Below are 18,670 nucleotides of genomic sequence, written 5' to 3'. Positions count from 1 at the left end.
CATCATGAAATGTTGCATCGACCCGTAGGACCGGCTTTAGCCGGGAGGAGGCCGGTGCATACGCCGTATTTTCTTCGTGAGGAATATCGCCCTCCCGGCTAAAGCCGGTCCTACGGCTTATCTCTACTTCAGGTTTATGGTGGTATTCACCCCGTCATTCACACTGTCATCGTCAAACCAGCGACTGGTGACAGTCTTGGTCTGAGTGTAGAACTGCACCACCTGTTTGCCGTAAGGGCCGAGGTCGCCGAGTTTGGAACCGCGTGAACCGGTGAAACTGAAGAACGGCACGGGCACCGGAATCGGGATGTTGATCCCCACCTGCCCAACGTCGATCTCACTCTGAAACTTGCGCGCCGCCGCGCCGCTCTGGGTGAACAGGCCGGTGCCATTGCCAAAGGGATTGGCGTTGACCAGCGCGATGGCCTGATCCAGCGTGTCGACCTCCAGCACCACCAGCACCGGACCGAAGATTTCCTGGGTGTATATCTGCATCTCAGTAGTGACACCAGAGAACAGCGTCGGCCCGACAAAGTTACCGTCCTCAAAACCCGGCACCTTAATGTCGCGGCCGTCCAGTTCGAGCTTCGCCCCTTCGCGCACGCCACTTTCGATCAGGTCCAGAATCCGCTGTTTGGCGCGCCTGGAAATCACCGGCCCAACATCGGTGCCCGCCTCGCTACCGGCGTTAACCTTGAGTTGCTGCGCCAGGGCTTTGAGGTCCGGCAGCCATTGCTTCGCCGCGCCGACCAATACCACCACTGAAGTGGCCATACAGCGTTGACCGGCAGCACCGAACCCGGCACCGACCAAGGCATTCAGCGTTTGTTGACGATTGGCGTCAGGCAGCACCACTGCGTGATTCTTGGCCCCCATCATCGACTGCACGCGCTTGCCGTGTTGACCGGCCAGGTTATAGACATGGGTGCCGACGGCGGTAGAACCCACAAAGGAAACAGCTTTGATGTCCTTGTGGGTGCAAATGGCATCCACAACCTCCTTACCGCCATGCACCACGTTGAGAACGCCCGGCGGAACACCCGCATCTACAGCGAGCTCGACCAGCAACATGGTCGACATCGGGTCCTGCTCGGAGGGCTTGAGCACGAAGGTGTTACCGCAGGCGATGGCCATCGGGAACATCCACAACGGGATCATTGCCGGGAAGTTGAACGGTGTGATGCCCGCGCAGACGCCCAAGGGCTGGCGCAAGGTGAAGGTGTCAACACCGCCTGCGACGTTCTCGGAGAACTCGCCCATTTGCAGGCTACCGATGGAGCAGGCGTGTTCAACCACTTCCAGGCCGCGAAAGATATCGCCCTCCGCATCGGCGATGGTCTTGCCCTGTTCGGCGCTGAGCACTGCCGCAATGCGCGACGAGTGTTCACGAATCAACGCCTGCAACTTGAGCATGATGCGCATCCGCGCACCAATCGGCGTATGACGCCAGGTCTGAAAAGCCTTCTGCGCGGCAGCCACGGCGGCATCCACTTCGCCGGTCGTGGCAAACGGCACTTGAGCCAGCACGTGCTGGGTCGCCGGGTTGATGATGTCGTGCCATTCGGTGCTTTGCGATTCAACCCACTCGCCATTGATCAGCAGCTTGACTCGATCCACGGTGTTGTCCTTGTTGTTCGGGGAAGCGTTCATGAAAATCTCCTAATCAAACAGTTATTCAGGACTCGCTCAGGACACCCTGTGTCGAGGCGGATCGCGCTTCATTAGCGCGGTGCAGAACAACGCCACAACGCCCATACCCACCAGATAAACGATCACGTAATGCGGGCTGCCATCGGCGTAAGCCAGGAGTTTGGTGGCGATCATCGGTGCGAACCCGCCGCCCAATACACCCGCCAGTTGCACCGACACCGAAATGCCGCTGTAGCGGATTTCTGCAGGGAATTGTCGGGCGAACAGCAGTGATTCAGGGGCATAAAGAATCGGGAACACCACCCCCACCGCCAGCACCATCGCCCACCAGACCAACAGCGGTTCGCGGGTGCCGAGCATCGCGAAGAACGGATAGGCAAACGCGCACAGCAGCAATAAACCTGCGAAGTACAACCGGCGCTGGCCGACCTTGTCCGAGAGGTAGCCGCAAAACGGCATGGTGATCAGTGACAGCGCTGCACCCGCAGTAATCGCGTTGAGGACGTCGGCACGAGGGATCTGCAACTGATTGGCGGCGTACGCCAGGGCGAAGGTCACTGACATGTAGAACCAGGCGTTCTCGGCAGTCCGTGCGCCGATGATCGTCAGGGTTTCCCGCGGGTGTTCACGCAGCACCTTGAGCAGCGGCACCTTGACTGCAATTTTGTCTTTCTTGAGCTTTTCGAAGTCCGGCGACTCCGGCACTTTCAGACGGATCAGCCATCCCACGCCCAGCAGCACGATGCTGGCAATGAACGGCAGCCGCCAGCCCCAACTGAGCATGTCTTCTTCGGGCAATTTGGCGACCATGCCCATGGCCAGCGTTGCCAATACAAGGCCTGCACCAACACCGGTTTGCGGCAAACTGCCGTAGAAGCCTTTTTTGCCTTCAGGCGCATGTTCGACGGCCATCAACACCGCACCGCCCCACTCGCCTCCCACCGCCATGCCTTGCAGAAAGCGCATGACCACCAGAATCAGCGCCGCCCAATAGCCGATCTGTTCATAGGTGGGGATCAGGCCGATGATGATCGTCGGAATACCCATCATCATCAGGGTCATCAGCAGCATGGATTTGCGCCCGATGCGGTCGCCGAAATGCCCGAATATGATCCCGCCCAGTGGCCGCCCGAGAAAGCCCACAGCGTAGGTGGCAAATGCCGCCAAAACGCCGCTGATCGGGTCCAGTGCAGGGAAAAAGATTTTGTTGAAGATCAGCGCGGCAGCCGTGCCGTACAAGAAAAAGTCGTACCACTCGATGGTCGTGCCCGCCATGCTCGCGGCACCGGCAAGGCGATAGGATCTGGCTTTTTTCGCGGGCCCGGCATCGAGTGCGCCAGCGTCCGCCGTGAGTGCGTCCTTCATAAACTCCTCCGCTTATTTATTGTTGTGCAGGGTGTTATGTCGTGGGGGTGTTGCCTGGGGTTGCAGGGTGACGCTCTAGGGCAATTCAATCCTCGTGTTTCGAAATCCATTCCCTGTAGGAGCTGCCGAAGGCTGCGAGACGTAAAGCCTGACACACCGCCATCGCAGCCTTCGGCAGCTCCTACAGATTCATTCCAACAGGCTCTGTGTTTACCGGCTGCATCGGAGTATAGATGTGCAAACTTCTAACAAGAACGCACATAAAAGCAGAACCAACATGCAAAAAAACATCACCTCCCTGAGCAGTCTGAACTGGGATGACCTGAAGTTTTTCCTTGAGGTGGCCCGTACCCGCAAGGCAAGCAGTGCTGCCAAACGCCTCGCAGTGGATTACACAACGGTGTCGCGGCGAATCACGTCGCTGGAGAATTCGCTGGGGACGCTGCTGTTCGAAAAGTCTCGCGGTAACGGTTTCGTATTGACCGCCGAGGGCCAGCGATTGCTGGGCTACGCGGAATCCATTGAAAGTACGTTGCATTTGGCCTGCGAGCAGGTTTCGGGCTCAGGCCTGGCATTGTCCGGGCACATCCGCATCGGCTGTACCGAGGGCTTCGGCAGTTTTTTCATTACGCCGCAGCTTAGCCATTTCCTGGATGACTACCCCGACATCTCGGTGGATATCCTGCCGCTGCCGCACTTCATCAGCCTGTCCAAACGCGAAGCCGATATCGTCATTGCCCTGGAGCGACCGGAGCATGGGCCTTATGTGTGCTGCAAATTGTGCGATTACAACCTGCGCCTGTACGCGACTCAGGAATACCTGGACAGCCACACACCGCTCAACAGCACGGCGGATCTGGCCGAGCATACTTTCATCAGTTACGTAGACGATCTGGCCTTCAGCTCGGAGCTGCTTTACCTCAGCAACCTGCTCCCCGGCGCTCAGGCTCAGTTACGCAGTACCAGCGTCATCGCCCAATACCTCGCTGCGCTGCAAGGCCGTGCAGTGGCGATTTTGCCGTGCTTTCTTGCCGCTCAGGATTCTCGGTTGATACCGGTGCTGGCAGAAGAAGTGAACATCACCCGGCACTTCTGGATGTACTGCAGGGAGGATCTACGCAAGCTCAAGCGGATTACAGTGCTGTGGGATTACATTCGGGAGGTGACGGAGTTGAATCAGGGGTTGCTGCTGGGGCGGTCGCGGGAAGTGATGTTTGCAGAATAGTCATGTCCACCGAATACCCGTAGGAGCTGCCGAAGGCTGCGAAGCATTTACTCCTGACACGCCGCTATCGCAGCCTTCGGCAGCTCCTACAGAGGCTTTTGAATCAGGAACTAGGCCGCAGAAACCTGCTCATGCTCGAACCACCCTCCAATCTCCTCCAGCGGTATCGGTCGCGAAAACAGGTAGCCCTGTGCGGACATGCAGCCAAGGCTCCTCAGTGCGCCCAGTTCTGCTGCCGTTTCAACTCCTTCGACGATGCATTCAAGCTGCATGTCTTGGCACAACGCGACCAGGGATTTGACGATTTTGAAGCTCGCAGGGTTGAGGTGGATGTCGGTCACAAACGTACGGTCAACTTTGAGCTTGGTCAGTGACAGCGCATGAATCTGGCTCAGGCTTGAGTACCCGGTGCCGAAGTCATCCAGGGAAATACCACAGCCTAGACTGCGGAACAGCCCGATGGCCCGCTGGGTCTGGGCAAGGTCCTGAATCACCGCGGTTTCAGTAATTTCCAGATCCAGACACGACGGATCGAACGCGCTGTCTTTGATGGCCTGGACAATAACCTGAGCAGCCTCCTCCGACCCGCAATCATGGGCGGAAAGGTTGAACGAAAGGCGAATACCGGCAGGCCAGGACGATGCCGCCTCCAGCGCCTTGCTCAACAGTGGCACGGTCAAGCGGTTAACCATGCCGATACGTTCGGCGATGGGAATGAACTCACTGGGCGGCACATTCCCCAACTCAGGACTCCGCCAGCGAGCCAGTGCCTCGAACGCGACGGTTCGCTGGCTATGAATATCGACGATGGGCTGGAACACCACGTGAAACTCTTCATTCAGGTTCGCCCTGCGCAGCGCTTGTTCGGTCAAACCCTGCTGACTCAGTTGCTGACGATGTACACCGGAGAACATGCACACCGTGCCCGGTCGGTTGCGCTTGCTTTGGTAAAGCGCGTAGTCAGCGTATTCGTAAACTTCGGTTTCGCTGACAGCGAGATCGGGAAAGGTTGCGATGCCCATAGAGGCGCTGATCTGGATCGGAATATCCACCAACAGAAAAGGCTCACGCATCCGTGCACAGATCAGCTCACCGAAAGCGCGCAACTGCTCGTCGCTTTTGGCATCGGTCATGATCAACGCAAATTCGTCTCCGCCCAGTCGAGCCAGATGCACGCCATCGTTCAATAAACCCGTCAAACGTTGGCCCACTTGATACAGCAGCTTGTCGCCAATGCTGTGGCCGTAGAGATCATTGACCGGTTTGAAGCCGTCCAGGTCGATCAAGCCGACCGCCAGGCGCGCATCCTGTACCCGAGCTTCTTCAAGCAAGATGTCGAGCAAAGAAAAAAACTGTCGACGATTGGCCAGGCCGGTCAGGCTGTCCATATTGGCAAGGCGGCGGTTCTCGTTACTGAGCCTTTCAGTGCTGGCCTGCATGTTGACCAGTCGCTTGAAGTCGCCGTACTGGGCCTTGAGGATCACGAGCATCGCGATGGAAACCAGCACGACATCAATCGCGGTCGCAATAAATGTGATGTTGTTGGTCGAGGCGAAGAACACCACGAACGCCGTATTGACCACGACCGTGGTTGCCAGCGCCGCAGGAAGCAAATGCATCATGCAGAAGATGCAGGCGATGACCGTAATCGCCATGAAGAAGGCGACATGAGCCTGACCGTAGCTGTCGCCATAAGGAAACAGCGCCAGCGACCAGGCTGTAAAGCCCGCAGCAACGAGTGGCGCCAGGCGATTTGTGCGTTTCAGGGCGGTCAGCATCTGTGCCGGGCTGGCAGTGCGTGTACGCGTACGCCACCACTCCACGGCGCGGATAACACCGAATACCGTCATGACCAGCGGGCAATAAACCGCCAGCCAGGCCGGGGCAGCTGAGTAATGAGTACCCGCCAGCACCAGCGTATTGACCAGCAGGATGAAGTACATCATCGGCAGTTGCCGGGACAACGCGATGTATTGGGCTTTGACCAATCCAGGGTTGTCTTGAGGCACAGACATGAGCGCTCGCAAATTGGCGAACAAGGATTTATTCATCAGGCGTGGCTCTGAAAGTTCAACCAGTTATAACCGACCAGATATCCCTTCCAGTTTTGGTCAAGTACATCGATAGACCGTGCACTTATCTATTCGTGTCGGCAGCGCGAGCGGTTTGTGCACGTCTTCCGATGAATGGTGGCATTTTGACTGTAGACCATGATTTTCAAATCAGCACAGACTCAGCCAACCAGGCTTCAAACTCTTCCAGCGGCATCGGTCGGCTAATCAGATAGCCTTGCCCGGTGTCACACCCTGCCTCGCTCAGGAACGCCAGTTGCTCGACGGTTTCGATACCTTCGGCGGTGACGGTGTAGCCCAGCGCATGCCCCAGCTCTATGACGGCCTGAGTGATGGCGACGTAGGCTTTGTCATGAGGCAGACCGGAAATGAACGTGCGGTCTATTTTCAGGTTGTCGATGGGCAAATCTTTCAGGTAAGCCAGAGAGGAATAACCGGTACCAAAATCATCAATGGCTACGCTCAGGCCCATGTTGCGCAGCTGACTCAGCACCGTGTGCGCCAGCTCCTGACGATTCATGATCAGGCTTTCGGTGACCTCTACCTCCAGCGCCCGGGCGGGCAAGTCATAGCGCGCCAGGGCCAGCCGTACGTCCTCGACAAAATCGCTGCGTTCTATTTGCATGACGGCCACGTTGATTGCCACATGCTGGTTGTACTGCCCGGAGTCGAGCCAGAGCCTCGACTGCCTGCACACCTGGTCGAGCACCCATTGGCCGATCGAGACGATCAACCCTGTGCGCTCAGCCAGCGGGATGAAATCGGCAGGCGACACCAGACCCAGCGTCGGGCTGCGCCAGCGAATCAATGCCTCTGCGCCTTCGACCTTGCCAGTTCTCAGATCGCGCTTGGGCTGGTACCAGACTTCAAATTCATTGCGCTCAAGCGCCTGACGTATCGCTGCCTCCAGCGCCACCCGCGCCTGAATCAGGGTGGTCATATGCGGCTGGTAGAAACAGAAATCGTCACGACCGGCCTCTTTGGCGGCGTACATTGCCGTATCGGCCTGGGTCAGAAGCGCCTGGGCCGTGGTGCCGTTTTCCGGATACATCGTGACGCCGATACTGGCAGTCACTAACGCGGCGGTCCCGTCCAGATCGAATGGCTTGTGCAGCGACTGCAGGATCCTGCCCACCACCGGTACCACGTCCGCCTCGCACTCAAGCCCGTCAAGGATAAAGCCGAACTCGTCGCCACCCAGTCGAGCGACAACATCCCCAAACCTTGCTGCGTCGACGAAGCGGTGGGTGGCCTGCTGCAACAACAGATCGCCCATCGGGTGGCCCAGGCTGTCGTTGACCATCTTGAAGCCATCCAGATCCAGCATCAGCACGGCCATGCAGTTGTTCTGACGTTTGGCCTGCTCGATGCCCTGGATCAGTTGCGTGTGAAACAACACACGGTTAGGCAAGCCGGTCACCGAGTCGAAGTGAGCCAGCCGCTCAAGCCCGCGTTCGGCTTCTCTACGCACCGTAACGTCTCGCACGATCGCGTAAGTCACCAGCTCTTGCGCCAGTTGCATGGTGCACAGCGTCACCTCGGTTGGAAACACGCTGCCATCCACACGTTTGTGATCCCACTCGAAACGCAGCGAGCCCTCACGTTCTACTTCGACTCGAAGCGCTGCGGCTTTGACTACCGAGGACTGCCCGTCAGGCTGGAACTGTGGAGAGATGTCGGCCACGGTGACACTGGGGAACGAGTCACCCTCGAACCCCAAGGCCTTCATTGCGGCAGTGTTACCCAGATTGATCCGCCCATCCTGGCCCCTGATCCAGATGGGGTCCGGTGAACGCTCGAACAACATGCGGAAGCGATCTTCACTTTGTATCAGCGAAGAGGTCACAACTTCCCGCTCGGTAATCTCTTTACACAGCTCGGCGTTTCGCCGCTGAATAAGTCGGTTATTCAGACTGGCCTGCAGAATGAAGAGACTCAACAGTATGGACGTCGAAATTGCCAGGAGGAAAAGCGAGGAGTCAAGGATTGAACGTTCTACCCAACCGTTTTTGGGCAGGGCCGCCAACTGCCAGCGGCCACCGGGGATACTGACGTCGACCATGATCGGATCGCTGTCGAACAAAGCTGGATCACCATAAATCAACTGACCTGCAGCACCGAGGCCATCGTGGCCGCGCAACGCGATTTGCAGCCCTTCCTCCTCTTCAAGTCCGGCTGCCTTCAGCAAGGCGTCAGTACTGGTGACTACGGAAATAACGCCCCAGTACGGCTCATGCTCAGGATGTGCAGAGAGGAAAACAGGACGGCGATAGATCAATTCCCTGCCCCCCTGATACAGCGTCAAGGGCCCGGCCAGCAAAGCGGCGCCGGTCACGCGTGCTTTTTCTATCAGTGGGTACTGGTTGAGCAGGCTTCGATAGTCCAGGCCGATGATGCCTTCATTGCCTGCCAGGGGGTACGTATCCAGAATCACTTCATCGGGCGCGATGACGATGTTGCGAATGTAAGGCACAGCGTCAATAGCGCTGTGTGCCATACGCCTGAAATGCTGAGGCGAGATACTCCCGTCAATACTGATCAGTTGAGCAATGCCTTCGGTGCCGCTGAACGCAAATCGCACACGCTCCGCCAGTTGCGTGCCGAGACTGCTGAGTTGAAGGGCCAGGCCTGCCCGATCGTTATCACGGTGACGTGCATTATCCAGTGCGCCCAGGCCATAGGATAGAAATGCGCCGATGAGCAGCACCCCGAGAGGTAAAAAGAAGGTGCTATACGAGCCCTTGTCACGGCTCGCTGGTGCCTGGGCTTTACTCACATGCTGCCATCCGGTTGGGTAATTCAAAGAAAATTAATACCCGGCGCACTTTCCGCGTTCACACAGGTTAGTGGCTGATAGCTCAAGGGCAACGTATACGTATGAGTGCATATCGTCATCGACCGGAATGACAGATCCTTTAGAGACATTTTCAACTATCAATTTGGCCGATGATGGGTAGTAATCGCATTGACTTCTTAATAAATACCAGCGGCGTAGCATTGCCTCCATACCGAGTTAACAACTAACCGATCTGGAGCAACTACCATGAAAACTTCAAACGTGATTTTTGGCTTTACCTTCTCCCTGCTGGCTGCAAGTGCTTTCGCCCTTCCAGCCATAAATGTACAAAACCAGTTGAACGCCCCGATAGTTGCTGAAGGCGGTTCGGATCATGTAGGTGCAAACCGTGTAGCCGCTGACGGTGCTGACCGCGTGGGTGCAAATCGCGTCGCTGCTGATGGTGCTGACCATGTCGGTGCAAATCGCGTCGCTGCTGATGGTGCTGACCATGTCGGTGCAAATCGTGTAGCTGCTGACGGTGCTGACCGCGTCGGTGCAAACCGTGTCGCTGCTGACGGTGCTGACCATGTCGGTGCAAATCGCGTCGCTGCTGATGGTGCTGACCGCGTAGGTGCAAATCGCCTAAGCTGATTTCTGATCTGCTTTCCTACAGCCCGGTTTACTGCCGGGCTTAATTTTGTCCGTAATAAAGATCTTTCACTCAGCACATATATACAAAGTTATAATCACCCACTTCTCAAACGCTATAATTGGATCCAATAATCATTAGCCATTCTCCTCGACAAGTATGACGTCTGATCACAAACCAGCACACTAAAAAACCTGATCAAACAACTGCTTGAAACTTTGTCCTGCTTTTTGACGGTCGGCCATTAAGGTTCGAAAGTCAGTGCCGATAGGGTGTTGTACAGATGCCCTCGCTGCCTTAAAAAAATAATGCTCCGGCTGTGATTGATCTTCAAAGCAAAAAAATTCGTGGAGAAACACAATGAACAGCTGGTTTGCCAACATCAGCGTCAACATGAAGCTCGCCCTCGGTTTTGGGCTGGTGCTTGTTTTTACTGCCATCCTCGCTCTGACTGGCTGGAACAGCCTGAGCAAACTCATCGACCGTAGCAATTGGATGAGTGACATCACCGAACTCAATGCCCAGTTGACCAAATTGCGGGTCGCGCGCCTGCAATACATGGTCGCGGACGGCGACGACACCGTGGCCCAGAGCGTTCAGGTCGCTTTGGACGGTTTCAAGGCACAGCAGGAAAAACTGCTGAAAAGCTTCAAGAGCCCGGAAAACATTGCGCTGTTGAAGCAATTGAGCACTGTAATCGCCGAATATGAAAAAGGCCTCGCTGACATGCGGGCCGGCTACAAGGCCAGTAACAGCGCGCGCGATTCAATGGGCGGCCATGCAGACAAGGGCAACGCGCTGGTTGATCAGCTTTACGCAGATGTACTGAACCTCGGTGCGGACGACGAGCGTCGATTCGAGCAGTATCAAGCCATCAGCAAGGTCAAACAGGACCTGATGCTGGCGCGCTACGAGACACGCGGCTACACCGGCAACACCACGCCGGAGAACGAGCAGAAAGCATTGAGCCAGATCGAGAACGCGATCAAAGGCCTGCAAGGTACACAGTCAACATTCAGCGGCGTACAAGCTGACCGCCTTAAACAGCTGGAAGCCGAACTGGGTGAGTACCGCAATTCATTGATGGCCTTCAAGACCACCATTGGCAACCTCGCTGTATTGCGCAAGAACATGACGACCCAGGGCGCGACCATCGTCAAGCTCAGCGATGACATGTACAAAATCCAGCTGGACCGCCGTGACATCGAGAGCGCCGACGCCCGCAATATGCAGCTGATCTGCACCTTGCTTGCACTGGTGCTGGGTGTATTGGCAGCAATTATCATTACTCGTCAGATTACCCGTCCTCTGAAGGACACCCTGGAAGTTGTGGAGCGCATCGGTTCTGGCGATCTGTCGCAAACCATGGTTGTGACCCGTCGTGATGAATTGGGCGAGCTGCAACAAGGTATTCAGCGTATGGGCACCACGCTGCGCGACCTGATCGGCAATATTCGTGACAGCGTTGTGCAAATTGCCAGTGCCGCTGAAGAGCTGTCTGCCGTTACCGAACAGACCAGCGCCGGTGTGAACAGCCAGAAGGTCGAGACCGATCAAGTAGCCACCGCGATGCACGAAATGTCGGCCACGGTGCAGGAAGTGGCGCGTAACGCCGAACAGGCCTCTCAAGCAGCATCGGTCGCCGATAAAGAAGCTCGTAACGGTGACAAGGTTGTTGGCGAAGCCATTGTGCAGATCGAGCGTCTGGCAGCTGAAGTGGGCCGCTCCTCCGACGCGATGACCCAGCTGGAACAGGAAAGTGACAAAATCGGCAAGGTCATGGACGTGATCAAGGCCGTTGCCGAACAAACCAACCTGCTGGCGCTCAACGCTGCGATCGAAGCAGCACGTGCCGGTGAAGCCGGACGTGGCTTTGCGGTGGTGGCTGATGAAGTTCGCGGCCTGGCGCAGCGCACTCAGAAGTCCACCGAGGAAATTGAAGCCCTGGTCGCCGGTTTGCAGAACGGCACCCGTCAGGTTTCAAGCATCATGCTCAGCAGCCGTGAACTGACCGAAAGCAGTGTAACCCTGACTCGTAAGGCTGGTACCTCGCTGGAAAGCATCACCATGACGGTTTCCAACATTCAGGCGATGAACCAGCAGATCGCCGCAGCCGCTGAAGAGCAAAGTGCAGTGGCCGAGGAAATCAGCCGCAGCATCATCAACGTACGAGATGTTTCCGAGCAGACCGCTTCGGCCAGCGAAGAAACCGCCGCATCCAGCGTTGAACTTGCCCGCCTGGGCAATCAGCTGCAAATGCTGGTCAGCCACTTCAAGGTCTGACCCTCGGCAAGCAGTCGCCACACACCTCAAGCCCGGCTATCTGCCGGGCTTGAGCGTTTCTGAAGTTCATACTTTCGATACGCCCTTCAGATTTGAGAGTGGTCGTGGGACCGGCTTTAGCAGGGAAGAGGCCAACACAGCCAGTGGATATCAATTGTCAGAAATTTCTGACTTTCCGATCAAAACCAGCCAGCTTGGTAACAGGCATCACGCCAAGCAGGTAGACAATCGATACTTGCTTGACGCCGCTTGAATCAAGGTACCGGCTCTCCACTCCCTACCGATAACCGCGCAATATTAGTGGCTTTGCCACATAATCGTCGGGTTTTCTCCACTGCAAGGTCTATCTTCACATGCCAAAAATTCTTTCCTGCCTGCTCGGCGCCGTCCTTTCCTTCTCACCTGTGGCGCTGGTCAGCGCCGCGACGGTAGCCAAGCCTGTTTCTCTGGTCGTCCTCAGTTCCGGCGGCATCATGGGCGCGTTCAACGCGATCAGTAGTGATTATGAGCAGCGCACGGGTGTGCGTCTGGTGGCGGAGGCTGCGCCGTCAATGGGTTCTACGCCGCAAGCGATACCTAACCGCCTGGCCCGCAATGAACCTGCCGATGTTGTTCTCATGGTTGGCTCGGCACTGGATAAACTGATCAAGAACGGCCAGATCGATCCCAAAAGCCGCGTCGATCTGGGTAAGTCCTACATCGCGATGGCCGTGCGTCACGGCGCACCGAAGCCTGATATCAGCACCATGGAAGCCTTCAAGCAGACGTTGATTAATTCAACCTCCATCGCTTATTCGGACAGTGCCAGCGGCGTTTACCTGTCACGTGTGCTCTTCAATCAGATGCATATCGGTGAGCTGATGCAGACCAAAAGCCGCATGATTCCTGCTACCCCGGTGGGTGAAGTGGTCGCACGTGGCGAGGCCCAGCTTGGCTTTCAGCAGTTGAGCGAGCTCAAGCAGGTTGAAGGCATCGACATCGTTGGTTTGATTCCCGATCAGGCTCAACAAATGACCCTGTATTCAGGTGGGGTTTCGTCGCGCAGCACTCATCCGGAACAGGCTAAACAGCTGCTGGAATACCTGGGCTCGCTGGCGGCAGCTGACGCGATCAAAAAAAGCGGGCTGGATCCGGTGGCGAAGTAACGGCTCATTATTGCCTGAGCTGACGCAATTTGTAGGAGCTGCCGAAGGCTGCGATGACGGCGTGTCAGGGAAAAAACATCGCAGCCTTCGGCAGCTCCTACAAGGATATCGTCAAGCCAAAGACTTAGAGATCGTTCACACCACCAACTCAATCAGCTCGGCCCTTATGCCTTGCTCGTCGATATGCAGCAAAGCGGCTGAAATCGGCAATTTGAAACGCCGAGGGCCAGCGCTGCCCGGGTTGATGAATAACACACCGTCCCGCTGTTCGATCAGCGGTTTGTGAGAGTGCCCCACGACGACGACCCGTATATCGTCCGGTAAGGATTGGGGGACATCAGCCGGAATGTGGGTGACGTATATCCCGATCCCTGCCACGCGCAGCACCGCAGAATAAGGCACGTCGCTGGCCCATGCATCGTCCTGGTCGTTATTGCCGCGTACGACAGTCAGCGGCGCGATGGCGCGCAATTCTTCCAGAATCTCAGCCTTGCCAATGTCACCGGCATGAATCAATTGCTCACAGCCTTTGAGTGCATCCAGCGCCTGCGGGCGCATCAGGCCGTGCGTGTCGGAGATCAGGCCAATTTTCATGATCGGGGCTCGTGCTTCCTGAACGTAAGGGACTGAGCATATCGGTAAATGCTTTGATCCTGTAGGACCGGCTTTAGCCGGGAGAGTGGCGTTTCTGGCAAATATTTTTGGCGGATGCCCGGACGTCCTCCCGGCTAAAGCCGGTCCTACGGAATTGCGCCGACTCTGCGCGAATTCATTCGAGAAGGGGACACCTGCACCACTCGGCGCACGTCCAAAAGGCTTATTGACAAACATCAGGCGGACTGCAAATATCGCAAAAAGTTGTACGACGACAGATAACAAAAATAACAATAATCAGGGAATCACACGTATGACGAACCTCGTTCGCACCCCGCAATACCCACGCGCCAAGCGCCCCGCACACTCAGTGTCCAGCGGTAGCTCTTGCTCGCGCTCCCGATCAAGTCCGGGATCCCCCCTCTTTTATCAAATTCGCTGACGGTTAATCCGTTTCGAAGTGAAGACTCGTCTGCAGTAGCGGCCCGAGTCTGAAGCCCCAGCATGGGGGCACCTTGCACTTTTCCACAGGACAGGCCGTTCAAGTGCCGGAGGAGAAGTGCTTTGTCAAAAAAATGGGAGCACAACAATAATGAGATCTAAAAACAAGCGTTCGCTGGCCCTTCTCGGGCTGGGCACCATGAGCCTGACGTTCCCGCTGATGGGCATGGCCGAAGGTTTTGTAGACGATACCAAAGCGACGCTGACTTTTCGTAATGCCTACTTCAACCGTAACTTCGTCGACCCGGCGAATGCGCAGAGCAAGGCGGAAGAGTGGACACAAAGTTTTATTCTTGATGCCAAATCCGGGTTCACTCAAGGCGTAGTCGGTTTCGGGATCGATGTTCTGGGCATGTACTCGGTGAAACTCGATGGCGGTAAAGGCACAGGCGGCACACAACTGCTGCCGATCCACGATGACGGTCGTCCGGCCGATGACTTTGGACGCCTGGGTGTCGCGGCCAAAGCCAAGGTTTCCAAAACTGAATTGAAAGTCGGTGAGTGGATGCCGGTTCTGCCAATCCTGCGCTCGGACGACGGCCGTTCGCTGCCACAGACGTTCCGTGGCGGGCAGATTACCTCCAAAGAACTCGATGGCCTGACCCTGTACGGCGGTCAGTTCAGGGGCAACAGCCCGCGTAACGATGCGAGCATGGAAGACATGTCGCTCAACGGTCGGGGCGCTTTCCAGTCTGACCGCTTCAACTTTGGTGGCGGTGAATACGCCTTCAATGAAAAGCGCACTCAAGTCGGCCTGTGGTACGCCCAACTCGAAGACATCTACAACCAGAAGTTCATCAACGTGCTGCACAGCCAGCCTATTGGTGACGTGACGCTGGGCGCGAACCTGGGTTACTTCTGGGGTAATGAAGACGGCAACAAACTGGCTGGCGATCTGGACAACAAAACCGCCTACGCGCTGCTGTCTGCCAAATACAAGGGCAACACCTTGTACGTGGGCCTGCAGAAAGTCAGCGGTGATGACGGCTGGTTCCGGGTTAACGGAACGAGCGGCGGCACGCTGGCAAACGATAGCTACAACGCCAGCTATGACAACGCCAAGGAAAAATCCTGGCAGCTGCGTCACGACCTGGACTTCGCCATCTTCGGCGTCCCCGGCATGACCCTGATGAACCGTTACATCAGCGGTGACAACGTACACACTGGCGCGATCACCGATGGCAAGGAATGGGGTCGCGAATCAGAACTGGCGTACACCGTACAAAGCGGCACGTTCAAGAGCCTGAACTTCCGGTGGCGCAACTCTTCCATCCGTCGCGACTTCAGCACCAACGAGTTCGACGAAAACCGGGTATTCATCAGCTATCCGCTGTCGTTGCTTTAATGCCTGAATGAAGGCCCTGTAGGACCGGCTTTAGCCGGGAAGCTTTTTCTAGAGGTGAATGGAAAAATGCTCTCGCGGCTAAAGCCGCTCCTACGAAAAGCCCACGCCGAACCCGGCAGACAATTTCGACCTAAGTCGCGTTGACAAAGCCATACACGACTGCAAATAATCACCGGAAGTCATACGACAACAGATGACAATTAATAAGAATGGCAAGGGACTCTCATGACAACGACTCATACCGCCCAAACTCCCTTCAATCGCCTGCTACTGACAGGTGCAGCAGGCGGTCTGGGCAAGGTTCTGCGACAAAGTCTGCGGCCTTACGCCAAGGTCCTGCGACTGTCCGATATCAGCGAAATGGCCCCCGCCGTTGACGCCAGCGAAGAAGTACAACCCTGCGATCTCTCCGACAAGCAAGCCGTTCATCAACTGGTTGAAGGTGTAGACGCGATCCTGCATTTCGGCGGCGTCTCGGTAGAGCGTCCGTTTGAAGATATCCTCGGCGCGAATATCAGCGGCGTGTTCCACATCTATGAAGCTGCACGCCGTCATGGCGTGAAGCGTATTATTTTCGCCAGCTCCAACCATGTCATTGGTTTCTACAAACAGGATGAGACCATCGACGCGCTCTCCCCTCGCCGTCCGGACAGTTACTACGGCCTGTCCAAATCATACGGCGAGGACATGGCCAGCTTCTATTTCGACCGCTACGGCATCGAAACCGTGAGCATCCGCATTGGCTCGTCGTTCCCGGAACCGCAAAACCGCCGAATGATGAGCACCTGGCTAAGCTTCGACGACCTGACGCAACTCATCGAGCGCTCGCTGTATGCGCCGAACGTCGGCCACACCATCGTCTATGGTGCTTCCGCCAACAGCAACGTGTGGTGGGATAACCGGTACGCCGCCCACCTCGGCTACCACCCCAAGGACAGCTCGGAAGTTTTCCGGGACAAGGTTGAGGCGCAGCCGATGCCTGCTGCTGACGACCCGGCGATGGTTTATCAGGGTGGTGCTTTCGTTGCATCAGGCCCCTTCGGCGACGACTGAGAACCGATAAAAAAACAATAAAAGGACAGGGCGACATGGATGCTGAATTGATTCTCGACGCACAAAACGCCACGGGTGAAAGCCCGGTGTGGAGCGCCAGGGACAAGGCTCTTTATTGGGTTGATATCCCGGCGGGTAAGCTTCATCGCTGGGACTCGGCCCATGACAGCACCCAAAGCTGGAAAGCACCGCAAATGCTCGCCTGCATCGCTCGTTACGATAACGGCGACTGGATTGGCGGTATGGAAGACGGTCTGTATCGGCTGACCGAAAGCGCCGACGGCACCCTGAGCAGTCGTTCTCTGGCCAGCGTCGATCATGCGTTGCCTGGCATGCGCTTCAACGATGGACGCTGTGATCGCCAGGGCCGCTTCTGGGCCGGCACCATGTTGATGGACATGGCCGCAGGCGCATCGGTCGGCGCGATGTATCGTTACAGCGCAGGCCAGAGCGAAGCGCTCACGGCACAACTCACTGACTTCATCGTACCCAACGGCCTGGCGTTCAGCCCGGACGGCAAGACCATGTACTTGTCCGACTCGCACCCCAGCGTGCAAAAGATCTGGGCGTTCGATTACGACACCGACAGCGGCACGCCCCACAACCGCCGCCTCTTCGTGGACATGAACCACTATCTGGGCCGCCCTGATGGCGCAGCGGTCGATGCCGAAGGCTGCTACTGGATCTGCGGCAATGATGCGGGGCTGATTCACCGCTTCACACCGACTGGCAAGCTTGACCAGTCACTGGTTGTGCCGGTGAAGAAACCCACTATGTGCGCCTTCGGCGGATCGAATCTGGACACGCTGTTCGTGACCTCGATTCGTCCCGGTGGCGACATCAGCGACCAGCCACTGGCCGGTGGCGTCTTTGCCCTGAGACCCGGAATCAAAGGCTTGGAGGAGCCTGCCTTCAAGGGCTAATGCATCACACACAAATCCACCAGCACCACAAAAACAACAAAACTGGAGTTATCCATGGATTTCAAACGCAAGCTTCTCATCGCCGCACTTCCACTGGCCTTCTGTATGTCGGGCCTGGCCCAGGCAGAAGTCAAAATCAAATTCGCCGAAGTTCACCCCGCCGGCTATGCCCCGGTAGTGGCCGAACAGAACATGGGCAAAAAGCTAGAAGAGCAGTCCAAAGGTGAGATTAGCTTCAAGATGTACCCCGGCGGCGTGCTCGGTTCAGAGAAAGAAGTGGTTGAGCAGGTACAGAGCAACGCCATCCAGATGACCCGTGTCAGCCTGGGCATCGTTGGCCCGGTAGTGCCTGACGTGAACGTCTTCAACCTGCCGTTCGTATTCCGCGATCAGGCGCACATGCGCACCATTATCGACGGTGAAATCGGCGACGAAATTCTGAAGAAAATCACAGACTCCAACTTCAACCTGGTCGCTCTGGCCTGGATGGATGGCGGGACCCGCAACCTGTACACCAAGAAGCCGGTACGCCAGATTTCCGATCTCAAAGGTATGAAGATCCGCGTTCAAGGCAACCCGGTATTCATTGAAACCATCAATGACATGGGCGGCAGCGGGATCGCAATGGCCACCGGCGAGATTTTCAGTGCATTGCAGACAGGCGTAATCGACGGTGCAGAAAACAACCCGCCAACTTACTTCCAGCACAATCACTATCAGAACGCCAAGTTCTTCACCATCACCGAGCACCTGATCCTTCCAGAGCCGATCGTGATGGCCAAAGACACCTGGAACAAACTCAATCCAGAACAACAAGCGCTCGTGAAAAAGCTGGCTCGTGAAGCACAAGCCGAGGAACGCGTGCTGTGGGACAAGTCGTCTGCTGATGCAGAAGCCAAGCTTAAAGCAGCAGGCGTAGAGTTCATCACCCTGACGCCTGAGCAGAAGAAAGCGTTTTATGACGCTACCCAGCCGGTTCGCGACAAGTTCGGTGCGCCATACAAAGACCTGATCAGCCGTATCGAAGCGGTGAAAACTGATCCGGCTCTGGCCGCAGCTAAAAACTAAGCAGCCCTATAAGTCAGT

At 56.5% G+C, this 18,670-nt stretch carries 13 protein-coding genes; 8 read left to right on the top strand and 5 right to left on the bottom strand.

The window, feature by feature from the left end; all coding sequences use genetic code 11:
• Nucleotides 1-123: 123 nt before the first annotated feature.
• Together AO242_RS12935 and AO242_RS12930 are read right to left on the bottom strand one after the other, a co-directional pair.
• Nucleotides 124-1,650, bottom strand: a complete 1,527-nt coding sequence (locus tag AO242_RS12935; protein ID WP_099269027.1) for a CoA-acylating methylmalonate-semialdehyde dehydrogenase — start codon at nt 1,648-1,650, stop codon at nt 124-126.
• A 36-nt stretch (nt 1,651-1,686) separates the two neighbouring features.
• Nucleotides 1,687-3,015, bottom strand: a complete 1,329-nt coding sequence (locus tag AO242_RS12930; protein ID WP_099269026.1) for an MFS transporter — start codon at nt 3,013-3,015, stop codon at nt 1,687-1,689.
• A 277-nt stretch (nt 3,016-3,292) separates the two neighbouring features.
• Here AO242_RS12930 and AO242_RS12925 point away from each other — a divergent pair, with 277 nt between their 5' ends.
• Nucleotides 3,293-4,240, top strand: coding sequence for a LysR family transcriptional regulator (locus AO242_RS12925; RefSeq protein ID WP_099269025.1), 948 nt, complete (start codon nt 3,293-3,295; stop codon nt 4,238-4,240).
• A gap of 110 nt (nt 4,241-4,350) precedes the next feature.
• Here the strand turns inward: AO242_RS12925 and AO242_RS12920 are convergent, their stop codons facing one another.
• The gene (locus tag AO242_RS12920; protein WP_373562219.1) at nt 4,351-6,291 is read right to left on the bottom strand and encodes a putative bifunctional diguanylate cyclase/phosphodiesterase; all 1,941 of its coding nucleotides are present in this window, start codon (nt 6,289-6,291) and stop codon (nt 4,351-4,353) included.
• A gap of 166 nt (nt 6,292-6,457) precedes the next feature.
• A complete protein-coding gene (locus tag AO242_RS12915) occupies nt 6,458-9,088 on the bottom strand; it encodes a bifunctional diguanylate cyclase/phosphodiesterase (RefSeq protein ID WP_257153430.1) in 2,631 nt (876 codons plus the stop codon).
• Between the two features lie 267 nt (nt 9,089-9,355).
• Here AO242_RS12915 and AO242_RS29970 point away from each other — a divergent pair, with 267 nt between their 5' ends.
• The 3 genes from AO242_RS29970 to AO242_RS12900 all read left to right on the top strand — a co-directional run bounded on the left by AO242_RS29970 (nt 9,356) and on the right by AO242_RS12900 (nt 13,168).
• A complete protein-coding gene (locus AO242_RS29970) occupies nt 9,356-9,742 on the top strand; it encodes a hypothetical protein (protein WP_099269024.1) in 387 nt (128 codons plus the stop codon).
• A gap of 391 nt (nt 9,743-10,133) precedes the next feature.
• Nucleotides 10,134-12,023 (top strand): HAMP domain-containing methyl-accepting chemotaxis protein, encoded by a 1,890-nt coding sequence (locus AO242_RS12905; RefSeq protein WP_373562220.1) that lies wholly within the window; start codon nt 10,134-10,136, stop codon nt 12,021-12,023.
• A gap of 353 nt (nt 12,024-12,376) precedes the next feature.
• The gene (locus AO242_RS12900) at nt 12,377-13,168 is read left to right on the top strand and encodes a substrate-binding domain-containing protein (protein ID WP_099269022.1); all 792 of its coding nucleotides are present in this window, start codon (nt 12,377-12,379) and stop codon (nt 13,166-13,168) included.
• 135 nt (nt 13,169-13,303) lie between these two features.
• On the opposite strand, the gene AO242_RS12895 is transcribed toward AO242_RS12900, so the two are convergent.
• Nucleotides 13,304-13,762: a metallophosphoesterase family protein gene (locus AO242_RS12895; protein WP_099269021.1), complete on the bottom strand. Its 459-nt coding sequence runs from the start codon at nt 13,760-13,762 to the stop codon at nt 13,304-13,306.
• A 592-nt stretch (nt 13,763-14,354) separates the two neighbouring features.
• On the opposite strand from AO242_RS12895, the gene AO242_RS12890 reads away from it, so the two are divergent.
• The 4 genes from AO242_RS12890 to AO242_RS12875 all read left to right on the top strand — a co-directional run bounded on the left by AO242_RS12890 (nt 14,355) and on the right by AO242_RS12875 (nt 18,652).
• Entirely contained in the window at nt 14,355-15,608 is a 1,254-nt protein-coding gene (locus AO242_RS12890) for an OprD family porin (RefSeq protein ID WP_027900142.1), read from the top strand.
• A 225-nt stretch (nt 15,609-15,833) separates the two neighbouring features.
• Nucleotides 15,834-16,661: an NAD-dependent epimerase/dehydratase family protein gene (locus tag AO242_RS12885; RefSeq protein ID WP_099269020.1), complete on the top strand. Its 828-nt coding sequence runs from the start codon at nt 15,834-15,836 to the stop codon at nt 16,659-16,661.
• 35 nt (nt 16,662-16,696) lie between these two features.
• Entirely contained in the window at nt 16,697-17,584 is an 888-nt protein-coding gene (locus AO242_RS12880; protein ID WP_099269019.1) for a glucurono-1,5-lactonase, read from the top strand.
• A 54-nt stretch (nt 17,585-17,638) separates the two neighbouring features.
• The gene (locus AO242_RS12875) at nt 17,639-18,652 is read left to right on the top strand and encodes a TRAP transporter substrate-binding protein (protein ID WP_099269018.1); all 1,014 of its coding nucleotides are present in this window, start codon (nt 17,639-17,641) and stop codon (nt 18,650-18,652) included.
• Nucleotides 18,653-18,670 lie beyond the last annotated feature (18 nt).

This window comes from Pseudomonas sp. ICMP 561 (genome assembly GCF_002699985.1).
GTDB lineage: Bacteria > Pseudomonadota > Gammaproteobacteria > Pseudomonadales > Pseudomonadaceae > Aquipseudomonas > Aquipseudomonas quasicaspiana.
The sequence above is the reverse complement of the archived record's forward strand: the minus strand, read 5'-3'. Positions and strand labels throughout refer to the sequence as shown.